Source organism: Paraburkholderia sp. GAS448, from assembly GCF_050435685.1.
Classification (GTDB): domain Bacteria; phylum Pseudomonadota; class Gammaproteobacteria; order Burkholderiales; family Burkholderiaceae; genus Paraburkholderia.
This window is the reverse complement of record NZ_JBNDKT010000028.1, coordinates 19,074-37,833: the sequence shown is the minus strand read 5'-3', so window position 1 is coordinate 37,833 and position 18,760 is coordinate 19,074. Positions and strand designations below refer to the sequence as shown.

Genomic DNA, 18,760 nt, shown 5'->3' with positions numbered 1-18,760 from the left:
TCGAGGAACTGCGCGCGGACGACGCGAAAATTGCGCTCGAGCACCGCGCGCGCAAAGTACAGCGCGGCCGCCAACGTGACGCCCACGGCCAGCGTGATCAGGCCTTCGATGCCGGGCAGGCCCGACGGCGCCACCGGCGTCGTGGACCGCGCGGGCGGCGGTTCGCGGGAGACCGTCACAGTGTTCCGGGCGGCTCCGTAGGCACGCCTGAAGCGTCGGCCTGCGCGTCTTCATCGTCGATCTCGGCACGAGCCTGTTCCCAGTATTCCTCAGGTGTCCCCTTGGGCTCGGCCGCCTTTTCCCACAAATGGTAAGCCCTAATCCTGACGCGTTCTTCCACCGACATGTCTTCCATGTTCATGCTCCTCGTGAGACCAGAAAAAAGACCCGCCCCGGGCCTGTGGAACCTTTGCAAAGGATCGCGCGGCGGCAATCTGGAGCGGAGCAAGCGCTGTTCCTTGCCGGGCCTGCACCGCGGCACGACTTTTGCCTCTGTCGCTGCATGTTCCCTTGCCGACAGAAGGTGAAAACCATGATTCAACGAACGACCACGCTTGTTTCCGCGGGACTCCTCGCCGCGATTTTTAACGCAGGTGCGCTGGCTCAAGGGGCACCTCAATCCGTTACGGAAACGCGGACTGATGTCGTCCAGCTCTCCGCTGGATACCGGGCCTCCAGGCTCGAAGGCGCAGTCGTCTATAACCGCGAAAAGGACAAGGTCGGCACGGTGGACGACCTCGTCGTCGCGCCGAACGACAGCAGCGCCTATGCAATCCTGTCAGTGGGCGGATTTCTGGGGATGGGCAAGCATCTGGTGGCGGTGCCGTTCCGCGATCTGCAAATCGACCGCCGGCAGCTCATCCTGCCGGACGCGACGAAGAAGTCCGTGGAGGCGTTGCCCGAATTCAAGTACGCGCCCGAGTAGGCGCGATCCTCGCGCCGCAGCCATGAGCTTCGACACACTACACCGCGCGCAGCATTGCGCGCCATCCGGGCGCTTTCCTGTTGCAGTCGCTGAAGGCCTTTCGCGCCAATCAGGGCATGCTGCTGGCCGGTGCGGTAGCTTATTACGCTTTCCTTTCAATTGTTCCACTTCTGATCCTGATTGTCATTGCGCTGTCGCACCTGGTGGAACCGCGCCTTCTGCTCGACACGCTTGCGCGTTTGCTGCGCTGGCTGGTGCCGGGCCAGGTCAACGCGCTCGTCCATGAACTTGCCAATTTCCTCGCGCACCGCGCGGTGATTGGCTGGGTACTGCTCGTGACGATGTTCTTCTTCAGCTCGCTTGCCTTCACCGTGCTGGAGAACGCGATGTCAGTGATCTTCGTGCACCGGGTGGCGATCCGCCGGCGTCATTTCATGCTGTCGGCGCTGCTGCCGTATTGCTATATCCTCTTTCTCGGCGTCGGCCTGCTGATCGTCACATTCGTCTCCACCGGCTTGCAGGCGGTCGGCGCGCAAGGTGTCGACCTGTTCGGCCGCCATCTTTCGCTGCAGGGATTATCGCGCGCGCTGCTGTATATGCTCGGCGTGGCGGGCGAAATCTTCGTGCTGACCTCGATTTACCTCGTGATGCCGGCTGGCCGTCCCGTGCTGCGGCACGCGTTGTTCGACGGCGTGACGGCGGCCCTGCTGTGGGAAATCACGCGGCATGTGCTGGTCTGGTATTTCGCCACGTTGTCACAGGTCAGCGTGGTCTACGGCTCGTTGACGACTGCCATCGTGATCCTCTTCAGTCTCGAATGGCTCGCCACGCTGCTGCTGTTTGGCGCCCAGGTGATCTCCCAGTATGAATCTTCCGGTACCGATGCCGGGCCGCCGCCCGGACAGGGACTCGTCACCCGTTGAATTGCGCCCGAACGGTGCTGCACGAAATACATTCGTAGCATCCGCTCCAGGCTAACAGGCGGCCTTCCGCCCACACCCTTCGGATAGTACGGCTCGACAACCTCGCAAAGTTGCGTCCACGGCACGATCTGCACCATCGTCTCAAGGAACAGACCACGTTTGGTTGGCCGACGGTACTGTTCAAATCCGGCGCCTTGATCGGCCGCCATCGCAAGGGTTTGTTGTTTCATCCGCATTTAACGATTCACTGCCCAACGGCCTTGACCTTTTTCAGCGTAGCCTTAACCAGGCTTTCTAGTAGCCCTAATCGAACTTTGTCGGAATCAGTGCTACGCCTCAGCGATATTCGAGCCGGATGAGAGCATCCACTTACCGCACGATCAGGTCCGCAGCCGAAGGCTCGGGAACGCCGCTTGCGCGTCACTGGAGCACCATTTTCGATGGAGGTAAATCATGGGCTCAATTAATCCGCAAGGTGGCGCTCGCGGCGGAGCGAATATCGCCGGTGGTGGGATGGGCGAAGGGCCAGGGCCGGACATCATGGCCGCAGCAACGCTTGATGGAAACAAGGTGATGTCCTCGGACGGAGAACACGTGGGAAAGATTTCAGACATCATGCTGGACGTCAGAAGCGGACGTATTGCCTATGCCGTGTTGTCTGAGGGAGGTTTCCTCGGGATGGGATCAAATCTGCACGCCATCCCGTGGAGTGCGCTGACTCTCGATACAGACGAGAAGTGCTTCCTGGTCGACATTACGGCGCAACGCCTCAAGGATGACCCGGGCTTCGACAAGGACCACTGGCCGACGATGGCAGATGCGAAGTGGGGAGAGTCAACCTACAGCTACTACAACCGGCAGCCGTACTGGTCAGCGACCCAGGAGGCAGTGGAAAACGACCCCGCTTTCCGGCCGAGCGAGCACTGAAAAGGCACCAAGGAGCAGGCCGTCCCACGCGGACGGCCGCTCTGATGTGCGCAGCTGTTGGCGGGCATGCTGATCCGCTCGCACGCGGACCCGACGCTAGCCCTATGCAGTCGACGATCTACGCGAGCACGCCCGCAACGCGTTGGCGACGGCGGAACTCGCGGTAGTGGCAGCACGGAAGGCACAGCCTCGGAGCGCACGGCCGAGGATACGGATGCTGTGCTGACGCACTCATGAGTCATCGGCCGTCAGCGCGCAATCGCGGTATGTTCGAGCATTATTCCGCAAACGAGTGGCACAGAGAGGAGCAAGATCATGGAAACGACGAAGGCAGAAGGCGTAATCCGCGAAGTGGCGGGCGACGCGCAGGGCGTGGCCGGCGAAATGCTCGGCGACGCCGGCATGCAGTTGTCCGGCAAGGCAAAGGCGCTGTGCGGCAAATCACAACAGCTCGTGGCCGACGCAGCGGTCGTCGCGCGCGAGGCGATCGCTGATAACCCGCTGGCGGTGCTGGGCGCCGCGGTCGGCATCGGCTTCGCACTGGGCGCGTTGTGGGCCTGGAACCGCGAGTGAGTGAATGACGCTTCACCCTGCTTTCTGACAGCGTCCTTCGCAGGAGGGTGGCCATGTCGATTCACTCGAAGCTCGACCGCTGGCGCAATGTGTCGCAGTTCCTCGTTGCCCGTCTGTCCGACTACGGCCAGCTGTTCTCGATCGAACTGGCCGAGACGCGCGCACGCGTAATCCGCGAGATCATCGCGCTCGTCGTGCTCGCGGTCAGCGGGCTCTTCACACTGTCATTCTTCTGCTTCGCGCTGATTGCGTCGGCGTGGAATACGCCCTACTTCCTCGCGGTGGTGTGGGGTATCGCGGTGGTCTGGTTGATCGCATCGGTCGCGGCGCTGCTGATATGTCGCACGCAACGGCCGGGGCAGTCGTTCGGCGTGTTGAAAGACGAACTGCGAGCCGATCTCGAAACGGTCAAGGAGGCACTCAAATGAACCATCGCGCCCGATTGCGGCAAGAACTCGAAGCGGCCGTGCTCACCCGCATGGAGTTGACGCGCACACAACTGCTTGCGGCCAACGTCGGCTTGCGGATGGGCGAGCACACGTTCAGGCCGCGCGAGAACGTGTTGACGCTATCGAATATCAGCCGCGCGCTGATCGCGGCGCCGAACGTCACGTTGCTCGGCTCCATCTTGCTCGGCTCGTTGCTGCTCGGGCCGAAGCGTATCGTGCCCATCGTGCTGCGTACGGGTCTGACCGGTTGGGTTGCGCGCAATGTCAGAGCTTTCGTCGCGCATTAGTGAGCCACCACGGGCAGCAAAGTCTGCATCGCACCGCGTACCTTTTCCAAAGCGGCGTTACGCTTCGGGCGCGGCCCGGTCTGCCGCAATGATTTTGCGGCCATACTCCACTGCCGCTTCGCGCGCTTCGGCCGGCGTCGCGTAAGGTCCGATCTGCGGCGCGCCGCCGAACGGGAACAGGATCCTCCACGCGACGCCAACAAATACGAGCGCATGGCCGCATTCGGCCGCGCGTTGCCGAAGATCACTGGTCGCTTTTCTTTGGAATCCTGGCGCCTGACTTGCGTGCCTGATTCAATGCGATCGCCACCGCCTGCTTTTTCGGTTTGCCATGTTTCGTTTCTGTCTTGATGTTTCTGGATATGGTTTCCCTGGACGTTCCTCTCTTCAGTGGCATGACGTTCTCCTTTGACACTGCGGTCCTGATTGAGACGACGGGCATAGCGCAGCCCTCGCCCTCATAACTGTCAGCATGACGCGTTCCCGCAATCGTATCGAGACGGGTATTGCACTTGCTGCGTCACTGGGATAACCCGGACTTGCAGGAATGCGCGTCTGCGACGCGTGGTATCCAGTTGGAGTACCTGCGTCAGGAATCCGGATGGCCGCGGGTAACCGAACGTTGTCAATCCCGCTGCTTGCCTGGAGTAAAGCAAAATTACACGCGAGCGAGCGCGGGAAAAACCGTTGAATGAGATTCGACGTCAACCGCAGTCCGCGGCATCAAGAATGCGCGCGCTATCCAGATCACGTGTAGAAGCGTACATACGCGGCGAGTTGACTCTGCGGATGATGGAAGATCTACATGCCTCACGGCAAGCTTTGCAAAAAGAGCGCGTCGCGGGGTAAGCACCCTCAGAGGCAAGGAACAACCTCAAAGGAAAACCGCATGCGCCTGTCGATTCTGATCAATTGTTCCGATCCTACCGTCAGCCACGAGTACGCCGTGTTGTGGCTCGATATCGTCAAGCAAGCGTGGTCGCGGCAGCAACGCCCGATCCCGTCAATGAGCGCTTGCAGCGAGCAACGCCCGCATCTATCGCCCCGTGCGTGGTTGTCGAAGCGGCCGGCCCTGCGACGCGGACGTAAAAAGACGCTGTTGCGATGGGCGAGCTGGAGCGCGGACAATCGCGCACAAATCTCCGGTTTCGCGGACGAGAAAAAAGCGCAACCGCGGGCCAGGGTCGCAAGTTCCGCTTCTATAATCGATGACGTCGATCTGGTCCGCCGTGCAAGGCGAACTCCATCTCGTTGCCCGGTTACGCTGCGCGAGAAGTTGATGCTGTCGGGGAAAACGACGGCGCTCGATGCGCTCGTCCTGGACCGGCGGCTGTGTTTCGTTGCAGCGCAGCACCCCAGTTGAGCTTATTCTGCGAGGTTTAAATGGAAGTCCCTGTTACTGAAGAGCAAATCAGAACGCTTGCGTTTTTCCTCTGGGAAAAGGACGGCAGTCCGGAAGGGCGATCGGAGGAATACTGGGAGAAAGCACGGCAGCAGCTAACTGCCGATAGAGGCGCTGACGCGACGACGGACGAAACGTCGGGACAATCTGGCCAGTCGCAGGAGCAGTCGCAGTCCTGATGACGCGCGCTGAAGACGGCCTCTCTCAATTCGTGTGGTGCTCCCGCCAACGACACCGTCGCGAAAACACGCCTACATGCGCGGTCGTAGGGCGGTCGCCATCGTGCTGCTTTTTTCGTCGGCCGCCGGGAAATGTCCAAACGCGCTTCGCGCCTCGCAAGGAAAAGGACATTATTCCCGCCTTGGTCAATACCCATCGCCGCAGTGCCTCATCGGTTTGCTCCATATCGCCAGACAATTCGCAGTTTCTTAAACGACGCTACCAGCCGTTGGCCGCCTGGGTGATATCGCCGAAGACTCAGTGGTGCGGGAGTCCTCCCTCGGTCGCCGGGCTCACGGCGAAAACGGAATGAATCACGGAAGTGAGGACGAACCCGGTTTCACAGAGTCCCTTCTTCTTGCCAAGCCCGCGAAGCCCGGCGAGCGCGGCAGTCCGAACGATGCCGCATCTGCGGCTAGCCGTGTACCGCCGGCTCCTGCTTTTCCGCTCCAGGTCGTAGGCGACAGTGCGAGGCCATGGCCGGGCTCCATTTTCGCCTCGCGGTTGTGCCTGCGGCTGCTTGATAACGAGGCGCGGGACGCGGCGCCGTATACGGTAGTGGCACGCGGATTGCGCGTTTCACATATGTAACACCATATCAACTTGCGCCATGTCCACTGTGCTGCTGGTCGATGACGAGTTGGAGAATCTTTGGGCTCTTCAACTTGCGCTGGAAAGCGAAGGGCATCATGTCCTTCTTGCGGAAAGCGCCCGTGATGCGCTGGGCAAACTCGTCCGCGAACCTGCAAACCTCATCGTCACTGACCTGGAGATGCCTGAGATGGATGGCGCGGAACTGTGTAAAAGGGTGCGGTGCCAGCCCGCCTTCGCCCAGTTACCGATTGTCCTGTTGTCGGCGGCGCCTGAACCAGCGGATACGCCACCGTGGTGGTCAATGTACTTCCGCAAGCCGGTTGACCTGTCTTCGCTGATGCGGGCGCTCGACTCCTTCCTTGCTGAGCGGCTGACCATGACATTCATCACACTAGCCTGCTCGGCCCCGCCCGCCTCGCGCTGGCAGCCAGTTGACCCTCGATGCTGGCCATAGGGTAAGGGAGTGTGGCGGAATAACCTCATCGATATTCGTAACAGCGGCCTGCCGGGTTGGACAAGCTTGCCGCGTGCGAACCTGACTTTGCGGTAGCGGACAGTTTGCTCAGGAGCTTGCCGGTGAACTGGCGCGCCCCACAGCGCGAGCGCGATCTGGTTACTCGCCCGCGCCTTGTCGCTGACGTTATGCGCTTACGCCACCGCATTGGGTCGCGGTGGCATAGCGCTAGAGCGCCAGGCTAGCCGTCCGCTTGGGTCGGCTTACCCGGTAGTGTGTTTCAATGCTCGCTCGGCCGGAAAGCGGGGTCACTTTCCACCACCTCCTGGGTCGCCGACCAGTACGGCTGCCGGTTGTAGTAGCTGTACGTCGACTCTCCCCACTTCGCATCTGCCATCGTCGGCCAGTGGTCCTTGTCGAAGCCCGGGTCGTCCTTGAGGCGTTGCGCCGTAATGTCGACCAGGAAGCACTTCTCGTCTGTATCGAGAGTCAGCGCACTCCACGGGATGGCGTGCAGATTTGATCCCATCCCGAGGAAACCTCCCTCAGACAACACGGCATAGGCAATACGTCCGCTTCTGACGTCCAGCATGATGTCTGAAATCTTTCCCACGTGTTCGCCGTCCGAGGACATCACCTTGTTTCCATCAAGCGTTGCTGCGGCCATGATGTCCGGCCCCGGCCCTTCGCCCATCCCACCACCGGCGATATTCGCTCCGCCGCGAGCGCCACCTTGCGGATTAATTGAGCCCATGATTTACCTCCATCGAAAATGGTGCTCCAGTGACGCGCAAGCGGCGTACCCGAACCGTCGGCGGCAGACGTGCGGCCATGCCAGAACTTCGAGGGGGCGGTCTTGCTATCTTGAAAGCGAGCAACCCAGACGTTTCCCGGACCTCGCGCTGAGGGCGATTGCGCCATGGACGGGATGGGTCTTACGTCGGGTCGGCGATGAGCCGGTCGTTGTGCGGCTTGTCTGGCAATGCCACTCCATGTGCGCGAATCGCCGCAATCAGCTCCGATGGCGTTATCTCGTAACGGACTTCGCGATGTATGCCCGGCCTGCGTTCGTCGATTTCTGTCAGCATCACGGCTTTTCCATCCGCAGACGATTCCAGGCGCAGAACGCGCACGGGGCTACCCGCTGCGCCGCATTCGGTTATCAGCGTCATCGCGCCCGAGGCGCCTCTTGCTTGCATGGTGATTCTCCCCGTCATTTTCGATGCGCCGATTTTGCTGGCTGTCGCGGCCTAGCCTGGAAATTTGCGCGTGAGCCTGCTGGTTCGAGGAGGCGCGCTTCAATTGTTACCGCGCCAGGGTGACCACGTTGGAGGCCCGTTTGGGTGGCGTTTCCCCGAATGTATAGGTCGACCGGCCCCGCTGTTTTGATGTGTACATGGCAGCGTCCGCGACGTCCAGTAGTTCCTCGATGGATTCGACCCGGTCCGGATACGTCGCGATGCCGACGCTGACACTGATTGGGAACCGGCTTCCGAATTCCCTCTCTCCTGCCTCACGGAGGTACGTTATCAGCCGCATGGCCAACTCGCAAAGCTGCCCGTCGTCACCGCAGTCTGCTGCGAGCAGCACGAATTCGTCCCCGCCTACGCGGGCCAGCACATCCTCTTGCCTCGTCGTTGAGCGAAGTGATTCGGCAATCCTGCCCAGGAGCTTATAAGGACTGCGATGCGTGCGATGGCCTGCAGATTGGTGCGCGGCGTCCGGCGACAGCGCCATGCACAGTGCGCGCCATATCATGCCGTCTGTCACCTAATCCTGCAGGTGCTGCAGAACGTCCGCGAGGTCCTCAAGCGACAGTGGCTTGGTGAGATGGCGATCAAATATCCGTTCGTCGCTCTGGCATCTGCTTGCGACATCGGTGTGTCCCGTCAATGCCACCAGCTTCGTCAGCGAGCACTGCGCCTGCAGACGGAGCAGTTGCGCAAGCTCGAGGCCGTCCATGCCGGGCATCGTGACATCAATCAGGGCAACGTCCGGGATAAATGACTCGACTAGCCGAAGCGCGTCGGGCCCGCTCTGTGCCCGCTGCACTTCGTGCCCTTCCAGTTCCAGCAACGTGCCCAGTGCCTCCGTGGCGTCCGCGCTGTCGTCTACAAGGAGGATGCGCATCGGCGCCATCGTGTGCCTCGCGGTTATGGCCGCCGCGGCCGTGCTTTCGCAGACAATGGGGAGTTGCAGGGTGACTTCCGTCCCCTTGCCTTCTCCAGCGCTCGTAATTGTGACGGTGCCGTTATGGGCCGTCACCAGATGCTTCACGACGGCCAGTCCAATTCCGAGCCCGCCTTCCGCGTGCCGGCGTGCAGAAGGCGATTGGGCAAACATGTCGAACACGTGCGGCAGCAGTGAAGCTGAAATGCCCGCGCCGTTGTCCTTCACCTTGATGAGCGCGGTGTGGGGCGAGGCATCGTGTACCGACCCGTTGCCGAGGTCCGGCGCCTCTACCAGCAAAGTAATCTCGCCGTCGGGCGGCGTGTATTTCACCGCATTCAACAGCAGATTCGACACGACCTGCGTGAGGCGGGCGGGGTCCGCGTGAACGGTCACCGGATACGGCGGAACGGTGACATGCAGCCGGTGCAGGCCGTTGTTGACGTCGGCCTTCAGTGCCGTTACCGCGTCCGCCACGATGTCCTGCAGTAACCCGTATGACGGACGCACGGAAAGTTTGCCGTGCTTGATCCGGGACGCGTCGAGGAGATCGCTGACGAGCCGTTTCAGTATCCTCATCTGCCGGTCGGCGATGCCCAGCGCGGACAGTACGGCGGGATTGTCGGTAGCCAGCTTGCGCGCCGCCGTCAGGGCACTGTCGATCGGGGCGATGGGATTGCGTAGTTCATGGCTCAGGGTCGCAATGAAGTCGTCCTTGCGCGCTTCAGCCAGGGCCAGCGCATTCCTTGCGGCTTCCGCTTCGGCCGCACGGGCTTCCGCGTCAGCTTTCGCCCGGGTCATGGTGAGCGCTGCGCAGGTGAAGTTCGCGAGGCTGGACAGGATTCTACGGTCCTCGGCGTCAAAAAGGTGCTGCCTGTCGTGAGACATCACCCACAGGGTGCCCCACGGTTCAGGTTCGCCAGGAATCGGCACAACCAGTTCTTCGACAATCGTGGGGACAACGTGTTCCAGGCAGGTGAAGTGGTTTTGGGGAAACGAGAATAGTTGTCCCGCAGCCAGTTCGAGCGTAACGCCGCTCGGGCTATCGTCAACCGGAGTTACGGTTTCAACGGCGACGACGCATTCACCGGAAACGGCGACCCAGCGGAAGACGGGGGTTCCACCAGCGTCGCGTTCCAGCAGGCCGATGCCCGCGCTGCCCGCCTCGCACAGACCGAGTGCCATGTCCGAAAGTGTCTGCAGCACGGCGCCATCCGGGGACGTCAGCGCCTGCGCCAGGCGATGCATCGACTCGCTTTCAGCAGCAAAATCGGGTGGTCGATGAGGGCGCATGCCAAGCGCCGGCGTGACCAAGGTGCCTGCTCGCCGTGCGCGCTCCGCTGCGGATGGCGTACGTAATCCAGTCATCTGGCCTCCAGGCGGTAATTTGTATCGTGGGCGCAGGAAAAAATTGCCTTGGATAAACTGTAGTCTCTGCAACACGAAGACCATGCGGCGGCACGAGCGCCCGCCACGCTGCCCGGAGCAGCCTGGGTACGCCTACTGCTGCAGCATACCCTTTCGGGGCAAAGCGTGAAACGGCGGTATCCTGGCGACGAGACTTCTCGTCGATGACGCCCGAAGGCGCACGCGTAACGGGCGTATGCACACGAGCGCCCTCTCCACGCTTCCGATGACACTTCATGCATGGACGTCTCCGCCTAAGCCGGTGCGCGGTTAGCCCGTCCTGACTTCAATGCGTCGCGGCCGCGCTTCGTCCCGACGGGGAATCGTCAGCTTCAGCACCCCATCCTGCAGGATCGCATCGATCTTCGACGTGTCGAAATCGGGGCTCAGTGAGAACTCCCGTGCAAAGTGGGGCTGACGGATCTCCGCATGCTGCGGTCGCAGACCGGCGGGCGTCGGCACGACCGCTTCGGCCTCAATAAACAGATTGCCGTCGTGCACCTTCACGTCGAGCTTGTCCTTGGTGACGCCTGGCAGGTCCGCCCACAGCGTGATGCCCTGGCTGTCCTCGAACACGTCGACGGCCGGTGTGAGTGTGATCCGTCGGACCGGCTGCTCGCCCTCGCGGCGGGCCACCGCGCCCTGTTCGCGCTCGGCAATCTGGGTCTTGTCGTTCATGGCTTGCTCCTTCAAGGACGGAAATTACTGGACTGTGATCGCGCGGGGCTTTGACGACTCGCGCTTCCCCACGCTGATCGACAGGCAGCCGTTGGTGTAGCGCGCCTGCACCTTGTCGGGGTCAGCATTCTGCGGCAGCTCGATCACGCGCCGGAAACTGCCGGTGAAGCGCTCCTGTGCATAGGTCCGGGTGTCGTCGCGGGTTTTGTCATCGTTCCCCGCCTGGGCAAGCTTGCGCTCGCCGCTGATCGTCAGCAGACCCTTGTCAATGGAGACGTCGAGTGCCGCCGGATCGACGCCGGGGGCGAACACCACGATCTCGACCGAGTCGTCAGTCGTGCCGATGTTGACATGCGGGAAGGCGCCGAGGCGCCCGGCGCGGATGCTGGACGGGAAGCCGCCGAAGAGCTGCCCCATCTGCCGCTGCAGACGGTCGAACTCGCTGAAGAGGTCGGTTCCGAAGTAGAGATCACTCATGGTCGTATCCTCCGTGAATGCAACAGGGAGGCGAACGGGCCTACGCGCTCCAGTCCGCCTGCCGTGCTGCCGGCAAACAAATCGAAACACGCAGCGCGCCAGTGTAACCGGCACGTCTGACTGAGCGAATTCAAAGATAGAACCTACGGTGAAAATTTCAAGGGGCGGTGGTGAAATTCCAGTCTTGAAAATCGCCTGCCGAATCCTATTATCGCGCTGCATTGCAACGGCAAGCGGAGGACACCATGGAATTCGATTCGGACTGGCTCACACGGGGCAGGCACCGCGTCCGGCTGCGCTCGACCCGAGGCTTTCCGACAGAGTTGATGCGCAGCGTGGCGGAGGTCGTGAGGCTCGCGATCGACAACAACATGAGCGCCCGCGCGCGGCTGGTCGAGATCGTCTTCCAGCACGAACAAACCTACGATCGCCGTGGGTACGACACTTACCGAAGACCGCGTTTGTGCGCCGCAACTGGAAGCGGCGATCGCGGTGGTGCTCGGCCTGCTGCCGGAGCAGGTGAACATCACGGTCACAATCGTGAGCCAGGAGGAAGTTGACCTGCACTTCGGTGTGTATGAGCGGATGCTGGCCGAGAAGCTCGGCGTGGTGCCACCGATCCAGTGATCCTTCGGGCGAACGCTTCGGTCCGGAGTGAGGGCACGGTGACCGGCAACCCGAAGGCCTGCCTCGCGCCAGATCGGAACGCCCCCCGATCATCGGTCGGGACGGGGACGGGATAACGAACAGGTAGCCTCACCATGAAAAACATATCAGGTGCACGGCTTGCGGCATCCGTGCTGATTGCCGGTTCATGCCCTGCCATTGCGGTACCCGCCGGACCGCCCCTGAAAACGTCGCCGCTGCAGCAGGACATCTGGATCGGCGGCACGATACAGCAAGGCAACGGGCAATACGCGCCGGGTGACTACACGACCCTTCTGCTGGACCACCCGGCGGCGTCGCCCTGCAACGACAAGGTCGTGACCGACATCCTGCTCGGCAGGGCGGCGCAACGGACCCGAAGCTCCTGCTACCTTATTTGGGACAGCATGTCGCCGTCAGGGGGCGCGTCATCTGTCCGGAGTCCGGAATCCGGTTTACACCGACGCCGCACTACGTGTTTCCGGTCTACTGACTGGCGGCAGGCGCGGGACGGCCAGACCGGTCAGCCGATTCGCCATACATGGTGATGGGAGGCACGGCAATCCAGACGGTTGCCCTGCAGGGGGCGAATAGTGACATGCCAGGCACCTTTCGCGCGATGGTCGACCGCGACATATACGACAGCATCAACGGCACCTGCAGGTTGATCCCCAGGGGCAGCCGGATCATCGGGGTCACGAGCAACGACGTCGCCGTGGGTCAGGAACGCATGCTGATCGCAGCGACCCGCATGATTTTCCCGAACGGCGTGAGCCTGCGACTGGATGGATTGAGCGGCGCCGACCCCAACGGCGAAGCCGGCGTCAGCGCAGACGTCAACAACCACTTCTTCAGGATCTTTGGTTCGACCTTCCTGATCGCTGGCGTTGCCGCGTGGATCGGACACAACCAGGCTCAATCCACCGGGACGACGATCAACATCAACGGCGGAACATCCGATACGTTGACGTCGGCGGCAGCGCAGTCGCTGTCGCAAACCACGCAGACCATTCTCCAGCGCAACATGAACATCCAGCCGATGCTAAGACTGGAACCCGGCCAGCGCATCACCATGGTCACGCGGCGCGATATGAAATTGCCTCCTACCCTCGTCGACGGAAGTTGCCTGCAGTGAACCCTCATCGCAATCCGCTGCTGCATTCGCCCTTTTCGCGTCGCGAGAGACGTTGCACTCGCTCGCGTCTGTCACGGCCACAATCGATCTACCGTGGAACGCAGATCGAACGTCCTTCATGCGATCCAGCAGCCGAATGGAGCAGCGCTGCGTGCCTGATTCCTACCGGTCTATCAAGCGAGCGTCAGGTGATCGGTCATGTCGAAAACTTTGCATCAGGCCGAATTGCCGTCTTCGTTGGCGAAACTGTGCTTGCCCGGTCTTCGGCCAGTCCGGCCGTTCGAGCACCCATCTATTTCACACTCTTTGAACGACCGGTTTCAGAGAAATCGAACAGACGCTATCGACCCATTAGAGACACTCGGCTTACTCGATAGCTGCCATTCGGGCATCAAGCCGAGCGGGGCGCACTGGTATCAAGAGACCGAGAGTGGCCGCCGACAAGTACCGCGCTTCCCGTCGACCCACTGAATCTCAGTACCTCATCCCTTCCAGCTCGCGCACCTCAAAAAATTACCGGCACCCAGACTTGTTACACAAGTTACACGTACCTTCCTGATCGTATAATCGGCCGACGATTTGCTCAGAGCCGGGGACAGAAGGGACAGAATGCACACGCACTACGATAATCTAAAGGTAGCGCAATGCGCCACTGGCCGTCATCAAGGCGGCATATCGGGCACTCAGCCAACAATATCATCCCGACAAAAACGATCATCCCGACGCCGCGCGGATTATGATAATCCTGAACGATGCGTGGGCAGTCCTCGGCGACGATAAAGCGCGTGCGGCATACGACAGCAAGCTAGCTGCCGAGGAAGCGCTGATGAGAGACAACAGCGCATCAATGGGACAACGTCGTTCGGAAGCTCCTGGTCAGCTTGACCGCACAGCACAAGAGCGCCCCGCGCGAGAGGAACCTGCATCCCGTCAACAAACAGAGAACGCAGCGCGCCATCGTGCGGAGGAACCGAGTGCGACGCCCGAAAGGCCTGCTCCACGACCGTCCGAGCATAAACGGGAGGCCGATGCCTTTGTAAATGGAGTGGCACGGGCTTGCGTGGTAATAGCGGTCGGCGGCTTGATAGCAGCGGTGGCGCTTATGAAGTTCTATATCGGACTGCGGATCAGCAGACAAGCGAAACATCCGCCGCGACGCGGCCAGCTTCAGAAGTAGCCTTCGCCATCAACCGGATCAGCAAGCGACGATCGCGCCCTGCATCTATGAAGAGTGGCGAGGATGTCATCCATCGCGCGTCTGCTTCACACGGCTTCATCTAGCAGCGGGTAGTCGTTGTAGCCGGTTTCGTCGTCCGCATAGATGGTTTCCGGATTGACCGTATTGAGCGGCGCACCGCGTCGAAAGCGCTCCACCAGATCAGGGTTGGCGATAAAAGGACGCCCAAACGCCGCCGCGTCTGCATCGCCGCGTTTGATGGCCAGTTCCGCACTCTCCCGTGTCAGTCCCTCGTTGAGGATGTAGGTCCCCTTGAAGATACGTCGCACGTCACGGCCGATGCGATCGTCGCCACGATCCAGTGCCTCGCGCGCAAAAATGAAAGCGATGTTGCGCGTGTTGAGTTGCTCGGCGACATAGGTGAACAGCGCGCGCGGATGCGAATCGCGCATCGAATATGAACTCGACATCAGGTTCAGATGCACGCCAATGCGGTCCGCGGGCCAAACCGTGAGCAACGCATCGACTGCCTCGAGCAGGAAGCGCGCACGGTTCTCGATCGGGCCACCGTAACGGTCGGTTCGCAGGTTCGATCCGTCGTGCAGAAACTGATCGAACAGGTAACCATTTGCCGCGTGAAGCTCGACACCGTCAAAACCCGCGCGTTGTGCGTTTGCGGCGCCGACCCGGAAATCTTCGACGATGCCGGAAATTTCTTCGGTCTCCAGCGCACGCGGTACGGTGTATGGGCGCTGAGGCCGCACGCGGGTGACATGGCCTTCCGGCGGAATCGCACTTGGAGCGACCGGAGGTTGGCCGTCATGGTAGATCGGATCGGAAACTCGCCCGACGTGCCACAACTGGGAGACGATCAGACCACCCACATCATGTACCGCTGAGGTCACCTCTTTCCAGCCGGCAATCTGCTTCTCCGTCCAGATGCCCGGCGTGTTGGGATAGCCAACGCCCTGAGGCGTGACGGAAGTGGCTTCGGTAATAAGGAGTCCTGCGCTTGCACGAAGCGCGTAGTGGTGCGCGTTGAGGACGCCTGGACTGCGCTCGGCGAACGCGCGCATGCGGGTGAGCGGTGCCATGACAATGCGGTTCGATAACTTCAGCGCGCCAATCTGGATGGGATCGAAGAGTGTGGACATCTGCGGGCTTCTCATTTCGGTGTTGAGGGTAGCAAGAACGGCTGCTCCGTTTCGCTGACTATGGAACGTGGCACGCCATACGTTTATCGTCACAACATCATTTGATGTAACAATAATCGTTACAACATAAACCATCGAGACCATTGACACAAGTCTCCTGTCATGAACAGGCGTCGTCGACGAGACGCGTATGGCACGGGCGGGGCGGCTGCGGCGCCCATGTGTGTAGCGTGAAAACGTCCGTCTCCTAAGGCGGGGAATGCGCTTTGTCACCGGATTCATCGAATGTGTCAGAATTGACTACCCATGATGTAACGAATATAGTTACAACTAAATTGACTAACGCAGGCTTTCCATGAGCGCCAACAGCCGCTTGACCGTGGCGACCCACATCCTGGCGTGGATGGCGCTCGTCGCACGGCGCAGTCCTGACCCGGTCACGTCCGATCGGATCGCTGCGAGTGTCAACACCAATCCGGTGGTGATTCGTCGTACGCTTGGGTTGCTTGCAAAAGGCGGGCTTGTCGAGAGCTATCGCGGTGTCAACGCGGGATGGCGTCTGGCGAAGAGTGCGGACGCAATCAGTTTGCTCGACGTCTTTAACGCACTTGAAGAGGGTGCGCGTTTCGCGCTGCACCCTTCGAAACCCAGCCAGGCGTGCCCCGTCGGTCGAGGCATCGGGGCGACGCTGAGCCACGTCTATGATTCGATCGACGATGGCGTTCGAAAGACGCTTGCCGCCACGACGATCGAAGCGGTACTCACAGACACTCTTTCATCGCAACCATCGAAAAAGCGCGGCTGAATTCGAGTTGGTTATCGGGGCACATTGGCCCCAAAGGAGTGAGAGAACGTATCGCCGCCAAATGGGCGACGATACGGGCTGCCGGTCAATTGTGACTGCCGAAACTTTCAAGTCGTGCCACTTACGGCCCTTTGCTCGCTGTGACCGATTGGTTCAATTTGTAGTGACTTAGACATCGTCTTGAACTCGCGGCTCGTTCCATGGCGATGATGGCTACGCTTTGGCGCGCCTGCGCGCCGTTCGCGTAACCGCTGACTTTTGAAAAGCTGCGCATTGTTCGGTGACGCTCTGCAGATGATCCGGACCCGCCGTGATCGCGCCAAGCAACGTCATCACGACAAAATCGGTCAGCTTTGGTACTGCCACTTTGGTGTCCGCGCGCGGCGCGCGGTTCGCCAGGATCAGTGTGGCGAGACCATGCTCCATACTCCACGCGGCATGGGTCACGAGCTTGAGATCGGAGTGGGCCCAACCACTCTCGATAGCCAGCGCCTCGATCGTCTCGGAAAACAACCCAAAAGACCTGTTACTTTCCTCGGCGAGTTCTGGGTACGCTTGATGCGCCACGATGCGGGGCCCGATCATCAGACTGAACAGCCCATTGTGGCGCTGCGCGAACTCAACATACACCCGCATCATCCGGTACGCTTTGGCAAGCGCCGTATCCTCGCTGTCACGGATCGCAACGCGCAGCGCAGCGAGGTCGCGATAACCGCTGGCCGCGATCGTGGCCAGCAGTTCGTCGATACCCGAAAAATGTCGCGAGGGTGCGGCTTCTGACACGCCCACCATGCGTGCGAGGTAACGCAGGCTCAAGTCTTGTGCCGATACCTCCAGGAGCGCGGTGCGCCCTGCTTCGATGAGCGCGTTGCGCAGATTGCCATGGTGGTAATCCGCATTCTTCGGGATAGCTGACTTGGGACTCACGTGACCTTCGTTCGAGGAGCAAAACACGGGAATGATTATAAATTCTGCGTAGATAGACACGCAATATCGCCAACGCGCGATCGCCTCCTGACAATGTGCCGCACGCCGAACAGAAGAGCAACGACGCCAAGTGCCTGGACACAGGCCACCATGATGAATCCACTCGCATAGGTTCCAGTTGCGTCGCGAACATACCCGATCAGAAAGGGTGTAATGAAGCCAGCGACGTTGGCGAAGGAACTGATTAACGGCACGCCAACCACCAGCGACTTACCGCTGAGCAGGCCGACTGACATCTGCCAGAAGAGCGTTATACCAGCCCCCGTTCCCGCGAAGCCAAGAACAAGCAGGAAGAAAGTCGCGGCGGTACTACTGTGCCAAACAAAAACGAGCGCCGAGAGGCTTGCCGCAGTGAAGACCGACGCCAGCGCACAGAAGAGCTGGCGGCGATGCGGGGCGCCCCCGATGCTGCAGATGAGCACATTGCCCAGTGCCCCCAGAATGCAGGCGCCGGCAACTGCACGGCCAATCTCTTTATACCCGCCGAATCCCGCCTCACGAAGTATCGTCGGGGAGAAGAAAAACAGTGCAGCCGTGGCGGCAAGGAGGCAGAAGTAGGCGGCGCTCAGGATCCAGATGGCGGGGTTGAGTAACAGGGGACGCTCGTCTACGCCGATGTCGTCCATCGTTTCGGCATTCTGCCTGAGATCGTCCTCGATGAGCTTACGCTGTCGCGCCGAAAGCCACTTCGCGCTGCTGGGCAGATCCGGAAGTATCGCGAACGCAACGCACGCCAACACGATCGTAGGGATCGCCTGAGTGAAGAACATCCATCGCCAGCCATGAAAGCCGGCCAGTCCGTTCATGTGCTCGAGCACGAATCCCCCTGTCAAGCCAATCGTGACTGGCGAGAAGAGCGACCCCGAGTGGAAAATGCTGAAATTGCGGGTACGCCTTTTCCCCGGGAACCACGCATTGATGTACAACACGACGCCTGGGTAGAAACCGGCCTCGAACACACCGAGCAGGAACCTCAACGCGTAGAATGTCGGTGCGCTATTGACGAACGTCATCGCAACACTCGTCAGGCCCCAGCCGCCGGCGACTCCGGCAAGCACGGCGCGTGCACCGAACTTCTTCTGCAACATGGTCGTAGGCACGCCGAACAGCACATAGCCGACGAAGAACAGTCCGGCGCCCAACCCATATACCGTTTCGCTGAATCGCAGATCCACGACCATCTGCAACTTCGCAAAAGCAACGTTCGAACGACCGACCCACGCCAGCATCCATAAGCCAAACAGTATCGGCAGTATCCTCCATTGCGCCGAAGCGTAGGCCTTCCGCAGGAGGGCGTTGTCATCTGACGATAACCCGTCTGCACAGGCCTGTTTTACCACTTCCATTCTGTCCTCCGACGTCGCCTGTCATGA

The 18,760-nt window shown here is 60.7% G+C and carries 23 protein-coding genes and 4 pseudogenes; 14 read left to right on the top strand and 13 right to left on the bottom strand.

What is annotated here, in order from left to right:
* Positions 1–175: 175 nt before the first annotated feature.
* Positions 176–355: a DUF2934 domain-containing protein gene (locus P3T23_RS34770; protein ID WP_429320599.1), complete on the bottom strand. Its 180-nt coding sequence runs from the start codon at positions 353–355 to the stop codon at positions 176–178.
* A 177-nt stretch (positions 356–532) separates the two neighbouring features.
* On the opposite strand from P3T23_RS34770, the gene P3T23_RS34765 reads away from it, so the two are divergent.
* Both P3T23_RS34765 and P3T23_RS34760 read left to right on the top strand, forming a co-directional pair.
* A complete protein-coding gene (locus P3T23_RS34765; RefSeq protein WP_429320598.1) occupies positions 533–925 on the top strand; it encodes a PRC-barrel domain-containing protein in 393 nt (130 codons plus the stop codon).
* Between the two features lie 80 nt (positions 926–1,005).
* Entirely contained in the window at positions 1,006–1,848 is an 843-nt protein-coding gene (locus P3T23_RS34760) for a YihY/virulence factor BrkB family protein (protein WP_429320597.1), read from the top strand.
* Positions 1,849–1,862: 14 nt separating this feature from the next.
* On the opposite strand, the pseudogene P3T23_RS34755 reads toward P3T23_RS34760, so the two are convergent.
* A pseudogene (locus P3T23_RS34755) lies at positions 1,863–2,078 on the bottom strand (IS5/IS1182 family transposase); the annotation flags it as partial.
* Positions 2,079–2,301: 223 nt separating this feature from the next.
* Between P3T23_RS34755 and P3T23_RS34750 the strand changes: the two are divergent.
* The 4 genes from P3T23_RS34750 (at position 2,302) to P3T23_RS34735 (ending at position 4,084) form a co-directional block, all read left to right on the top strand.
* Entirely contained in the window at positions 2,302–2,775 is a 474-nt protein-coding gene (locus P3T23_RS34750; RefSeq protein ID WP_429320596.1) for a PRC-barrel domain-containing protein, read from the top strand.
* Between the two features lie 315 nt (positions 2,776–3,090).
* The gene (locus P3T23_RS34745) at positions 3,091–3,348 is read left to right on the top strand and encodes a CsbD family protein (RefSeq protein ID WP_429320595.1); all 258 of its coding nucleotides are present in this window, start codon (positions 3,091–3,093) and stop codon (positions 3,346–3,348) included.
* Positions 3,349–3,401: 53 nt separating this feature from the next.
* The gene (locus P3T23_RS34740; protein WP_429320594.1) at positions 3,402–3,776 is read left to right on the top strand and encodes a phage holin family protein; all 375 of its coding nucleotides are present in this window, start codon (positions 3,402–3,404) and stop codon (positions 3,774–3,776) included.
* On the top strand, positions 3,773–4,084 hold the full coding sequence (locus tag P3T23_RS34735; RefSeq protein ID WP_429320593.1) for a hypothetical protein: 312 nt from the start codon (positions 3,773–3,775) through the stop codon (positions 4,082–4,084). Before P3T23_RS34740 ends, P3T23_RS34735 begins: the two co-directional genes overlap by 4 nt.
* Before the next feature lie 57 nt (positions 4,085–4,141).
* Here P3T23_RS34735 and P3T23_RS34730 read toward each other — a convergent pair.
* Positions 4,142–4,270, bottom strand: a pseudogene (locus P3T23_RS34730) (DUF6723 family protein); the annotation flags it as partial.
* Between the two features lie 58 nt (positions 4,271–4,328).
* Positions 4,329–4,481 carry a DUF6496 domain-containing protein gene (locus P3T23_RS34725; RefSeq protein WP_429320592.1) on the bottom strand — a complete coding sequence of 51 codons (153 nt, stop codon included), beginning with the start codon at positions 4,479–4,481 and terminating at the stop codon, positions 4,329–4,331.
* Between the two features lie 492 nt (positions 4,482–4,973).
* Here P3T23_RS34725 and P3T23_RS34720 point away from each other — a divergent pair.
* The 3 genes and pseudogenes from P3T23_RS34720 to P3T23_RS34710 all read left to right on the top strand — a co-directional run.
* Positions 4,974–5,072: pseudogene (locus P3T23_RS34720) on the top strand (DUF3564 family protein); the annotation flags it as partial.
* A gap of 395 nt (positions 5,073–5,467) precedes the next feature.
* Positions 5,468–5,665: a DUF2934 domain-containing protein gene (locus P3T23_RS34715; protein WP_429320591.1), complete on the top strand. Its 198-nt coding sequence runs from the start codon at positions 5,468–5,470 to the stop codon at positions 5,663–5,665.
* A gap of 650 nt (positions 5,666–6,315) precedes the next feature.
* The gene (locus P3T23_RS34710) at positions 6,316–6,753 is read left to right on the top strand and encodes a response regulator (protein WP_429320590.1); all 438 of its coding nucleotides are present in this window, start codon (positions 6,316–6,318) and stop codon (positions 6,751–6,753) included.
* 280 nt (positions 6,754–7,033) lie between these two features.
* Here the strand turns inward: P3T23_RS34710 and P3T23_RS34705 are convergent, their stop codons facing one another.
* From P3T23_RS34705 to P3T23_RS34680, 6 genes are all read right to left on the bottom strand, one after another.
* Positions 7,034–7,507, bottom strand: coding sequence for a PRC-barrel domain-containing protein (locus P3T23_RS34705; RefSeq protein WP_429320589.1), 474 nt, complete (start codon positions 7,505–7,507; stop codon positions 7,034–7,036).
* Positions 7,508–7,688: 181 nt separating this feature from the next.
* Complete coding sequence (locus tag P3T23_RS34700; RefSeq protein WP_429320588.1) at positions 7,689–7,952, bottom strand: hypothetical protein; 264 nt, start codon at positions 7,950–7,952, stop codon at positions 7,689–7,691.
* 106 nt (positions 7,953–8,058) lie between these two features.
* Positions 8,059–8,490, bottom strand: coding sequence for a GGDEF domain-containing protein (locus tag P3T23_RS34695; RefSeq protein ID WP_429320587.1), 432 nt, complete (start codon positions 8,488–8,490; stop codon positions 8,059–8,061).
* A gap of 33 nt (positions 8,491–8,523) precedes the next feature.
* Positions 8,524–10,290 carry a hybrid sensor histidine kinase/response regulator gene (locus P3T23_RS34690; protein ID WP_429320586.1) on the bottom strand — a complete coding sequence of 589 codons (1,767 nt, stop codon included), beginning with the start codon at positions 10,288–10,290 and terminating at the stop codon, positions 8,524–8,526.
* 309 nt (positions 10,291–10,599) lie between these two features.
* Complete coding sequence (locus tag P3T23_RS34685; protein WP_429320585.1) at positions 10,600–11,007, bottom strand: Hsp20/alpha crystallin family protein; 408 nt, start codon at positions 11,005–11,007, stop codon at positions 10,600–10,602.
* Positions 11,008–11,031: 24 nt separating this feature from the next.
* Positions 11,032–11,484 carry an Hsp20/alpha crystallin family protein gene (locus P3T23_RS34680; protein WP_429320584.1) on the bottom strand — a complete coding sequence of 151 codons (453 nt, stop codon included), beginning with the start codon at positions 11,482–11,484 and terminating at the stop codon, positions 11,032–11,034.
* A gap of 245 nt (positions 11,485–11,729) precedes the next feature.
* Here P3T23_RS34680 and P3T23_RS34675 point away from each other — a divergent pair.
* The 4 genes and pseudogenes from P3T23_RS34675 (at position 11,730) to P3T23_RS34660 (ending at position 14,441) form a co-directional block, all read left to right on the top strand.
* A pseudogene (locus P3T23_RS34675) lies at positions 11,730–12,111 on the top strand (hypothetical protein).
* 134 nt (positions 12,112–12,245) lie between these two features.
* Positions 12,246–12,677: a hypothetical protein gene (locus P3T23_RS34670; protein ID WP_429320583.1), complete on the top strand. Its 432-nt coding sequence runs from the start codon at positions 12,246–12,248 to the stop codon at positions 12,675–12,677.
* A 50-nt stretch (positions 12,678–12,727) separates the two neighbouring features.
* On the top strand, positions 12,728–13,264 hold the full coding sequence (locus tag P3T23_RS34665; protein ID WP_429320582.1) for a TrbI/VirB10 family protein: 537 nt from the start codon (positions 12,728–12,730) through the stop codon (positions 13,262–13,264).
* A 652-nt stretch (positions 13,265–13,916) separates the two neighbouring features.
* Positions 13,917–14,441 (top strand): J domain-containing protein, encoded by a 525-nt coding sequence (locus P3T23_RS34660; protein ID WP_429320652.1) that lies wholly within the window; start codon positions 13,917–13,919, stop codon positions 14,439–14,441.
* Positions 14,442–14,527: 86 nt separating this feature from the next.
* Here P3T23_RS34660 and P3T23_RS34655 read toward each other — a convergent pair whose 3' ends face one another.
* Entirely contained in the window at positions 14,528–15,595 is a 1,068-nt protein-coding gene (locus P3T23_RS34655) for an alkene reductase (protein ID WP_429320581.1), read from the bottom strand.
* Positions 15,596–15,950: 355 nt separating this feature from the next.
* On the opposite strand from P3T23_RS34655, the gene P3T23_RS34650 reads away from it, so the two are divergent.
* Positions 15,951–16,400 (top strand): Rrf2 family transcriptional regulator, encoded by a 450-nt coding sequence (locus tag P3T23_RS34650; RefSeq protein WP_429320580.1) that lies wholly within the window; start codon positions 15,951–15,953, stop codon positions 16,398–16,400.
* Between the two features lie 213 nt (positions 16,401–16,613).
* Here the strand turns inward: P3T23_RS34650 and P3T23_RS34645 are convergent, their stop codons facing one another.
* Positions 16,614–17,327: a TetR/AcrR family transcriptional regulator gene (locus P3T23_RS34645; protein ID WP_429320579.1), complete on the bottom strand. Its 714-nt coding sequence runs from the start codon at positions 17,325–17,327 to the stop codon at positions 16,614–16,616.
* A gap of 35 nt (positions 17,328–17,362) precedes the next feature.
* Complete coding sequence (locus tag P3T23_RS34640) at positions 17,363–18,733, bottom strand: MFS transporter (protein ID WP_429320578.1); 1,371 nt, start codon at positions 18,731–18,733, stop codon at positions 17,363–17,365.
* Positions 18,734–18,760: the final 27 nt, after the last annotated feature.

Bases quoted from the DNA above. Each gene is read 5' to 3' on its own strand.
- P3T23_RS34725 (WP_429320592.1), bottom strand. From the start codon at position 4,481: ATGCCACTGAAGAGAGGAACGTCCAGGGAAACCATATCCAGAAACATC.
- P3T23_RS34745 (WP_429320595.1), top strand. From the start codon at position 3,091: ATGGAAACGACGAAGGCAGAAGGCGTAATCCGCGAAGTGGCGGGCGAC.
- P3T23_RS34705 (WP_429320589.1), bottom strand. From the start codon at position 7,507: ATGGGCTCAATTAATCCGCAAGGTGGCGCTCGCGGCGGAGCGAATATC.
- P3T23_RS34695 (WP_429320587.1), bottom strand. From the start codon at position 8,490: ATGGCGCTGTCGCCGGACGCCGCGCACCAATCTGCAGGCCATCGCACG.
- P3T23_RS34740 (WP_429320594.1), top strand. From the start codon at position 3,402: ATGTCGATTCACTCGAAGCTCGACCGCTGGCGCAATGTGTCGCAGTTC.
- P3T23_RS34690 (WP_429320586.1), bottom strand. From the start codon at position 10,290: ATGACTGGATTACGTACGCCATCCGCAGCGGAGCGCGCACGGCGAGCA.
- P3T23_RS34665 (WP_429320582.1), top strand. From the start codon at position 12,728: ATGCCAGGCACCTTTCGCGCGATGGTCGACCGCGACATATACGACAGC.
- P3T23_RS34750 (WP_429320596.1), top strand. From the start codon at position 2,302: ATGGGCTCAATTAATCCGCAAGGTGGCGCTCGCGGCGGAGCGAATATC.
- P3T23_RS34765 (WP_429320598.1), top strand. From the start codon at position 533: ATGATTCAACGAACGACCACGCTTGTTTCCGCGGGACTCCTCGCCGCG.
- P3T23_RS34650 (WP_429320580.1), top strand. From the start codon at position 15,951: ATGAGCGCCAACAGCCGCTTGACCGTGGCGACCCACATCCTGGCGTGG.
- P3T23_RS34670 (WP_429320583.1), top strand. From the start codon at position 12,246: ATGAAAAACATATCAGGTGCACGGCTTGCGGCATCCGTGCTGATTGCC.
- P3T23_RS34655 (WP_429320581.1), bottom strand. From the start codon at position 15,595: ATGTCCACACTCTTCGATCCCATCCAGATTGGCGCGCTGAAGTTATCG.
- P3T23_RS34735 (WP_429320593.1), top strand. From the start codon at position 3,773: ATGAACCATCGCGCCCGATTGCGGCAAGAACTCGAAGCGGCCGTGCTC.
- P3T23_RS34710 (WP_429320590.1), top strand. From the start codon at position 6,316: ATGTCCACTGTGCTGCTGGTCGATGACGAGTTGGAGAATCTTTGGGCT.
- P3T23_RS34640 (WP_429320578.1), bottom strand. From the start codon at position 18,733: ATGGAAGTGGTAAAACAGGCCTGTGCAGACGGGTTATCGTCAGATGAC.
- P3T23_RS34715 (WP_429320591.1), top strand. From the start codon at position 5,468: ATGGAAGTCCCTGTTACTGAAGAGCAAATCAGAACGCTTGCGTTTTTC.
- P3T23_RS34770 (WP_429320599.1), bottom strand. From the start codon at position 355: ATGGAAGACATGTCGGTGGAAGAACGCGTCAGGATTAGGGCTTACCAT.
- P3T23_RS34685 (WP_429320585.1), bottom strand. From the start codon at position 11,007: ATGAACGACAAGACCCAGATTGCCGAGCGCGAACAGGGCGCGGTGGCC.
- P3T23_RS34700 (WP_429320588.1), bottom strand. From the start codon at position 7,952: ATGCAAGCAAGAGGCGCCTCGGGCGCGATGACGCTGATAACCGAATGC.
- P3T23_RS34680 (WP_429320584.1), bottom strand. From the start codon at position 11,484: ATGAGTGATCTCTACTTCGGAACCGACCTCTTCAGCGAGTTCGACCGT.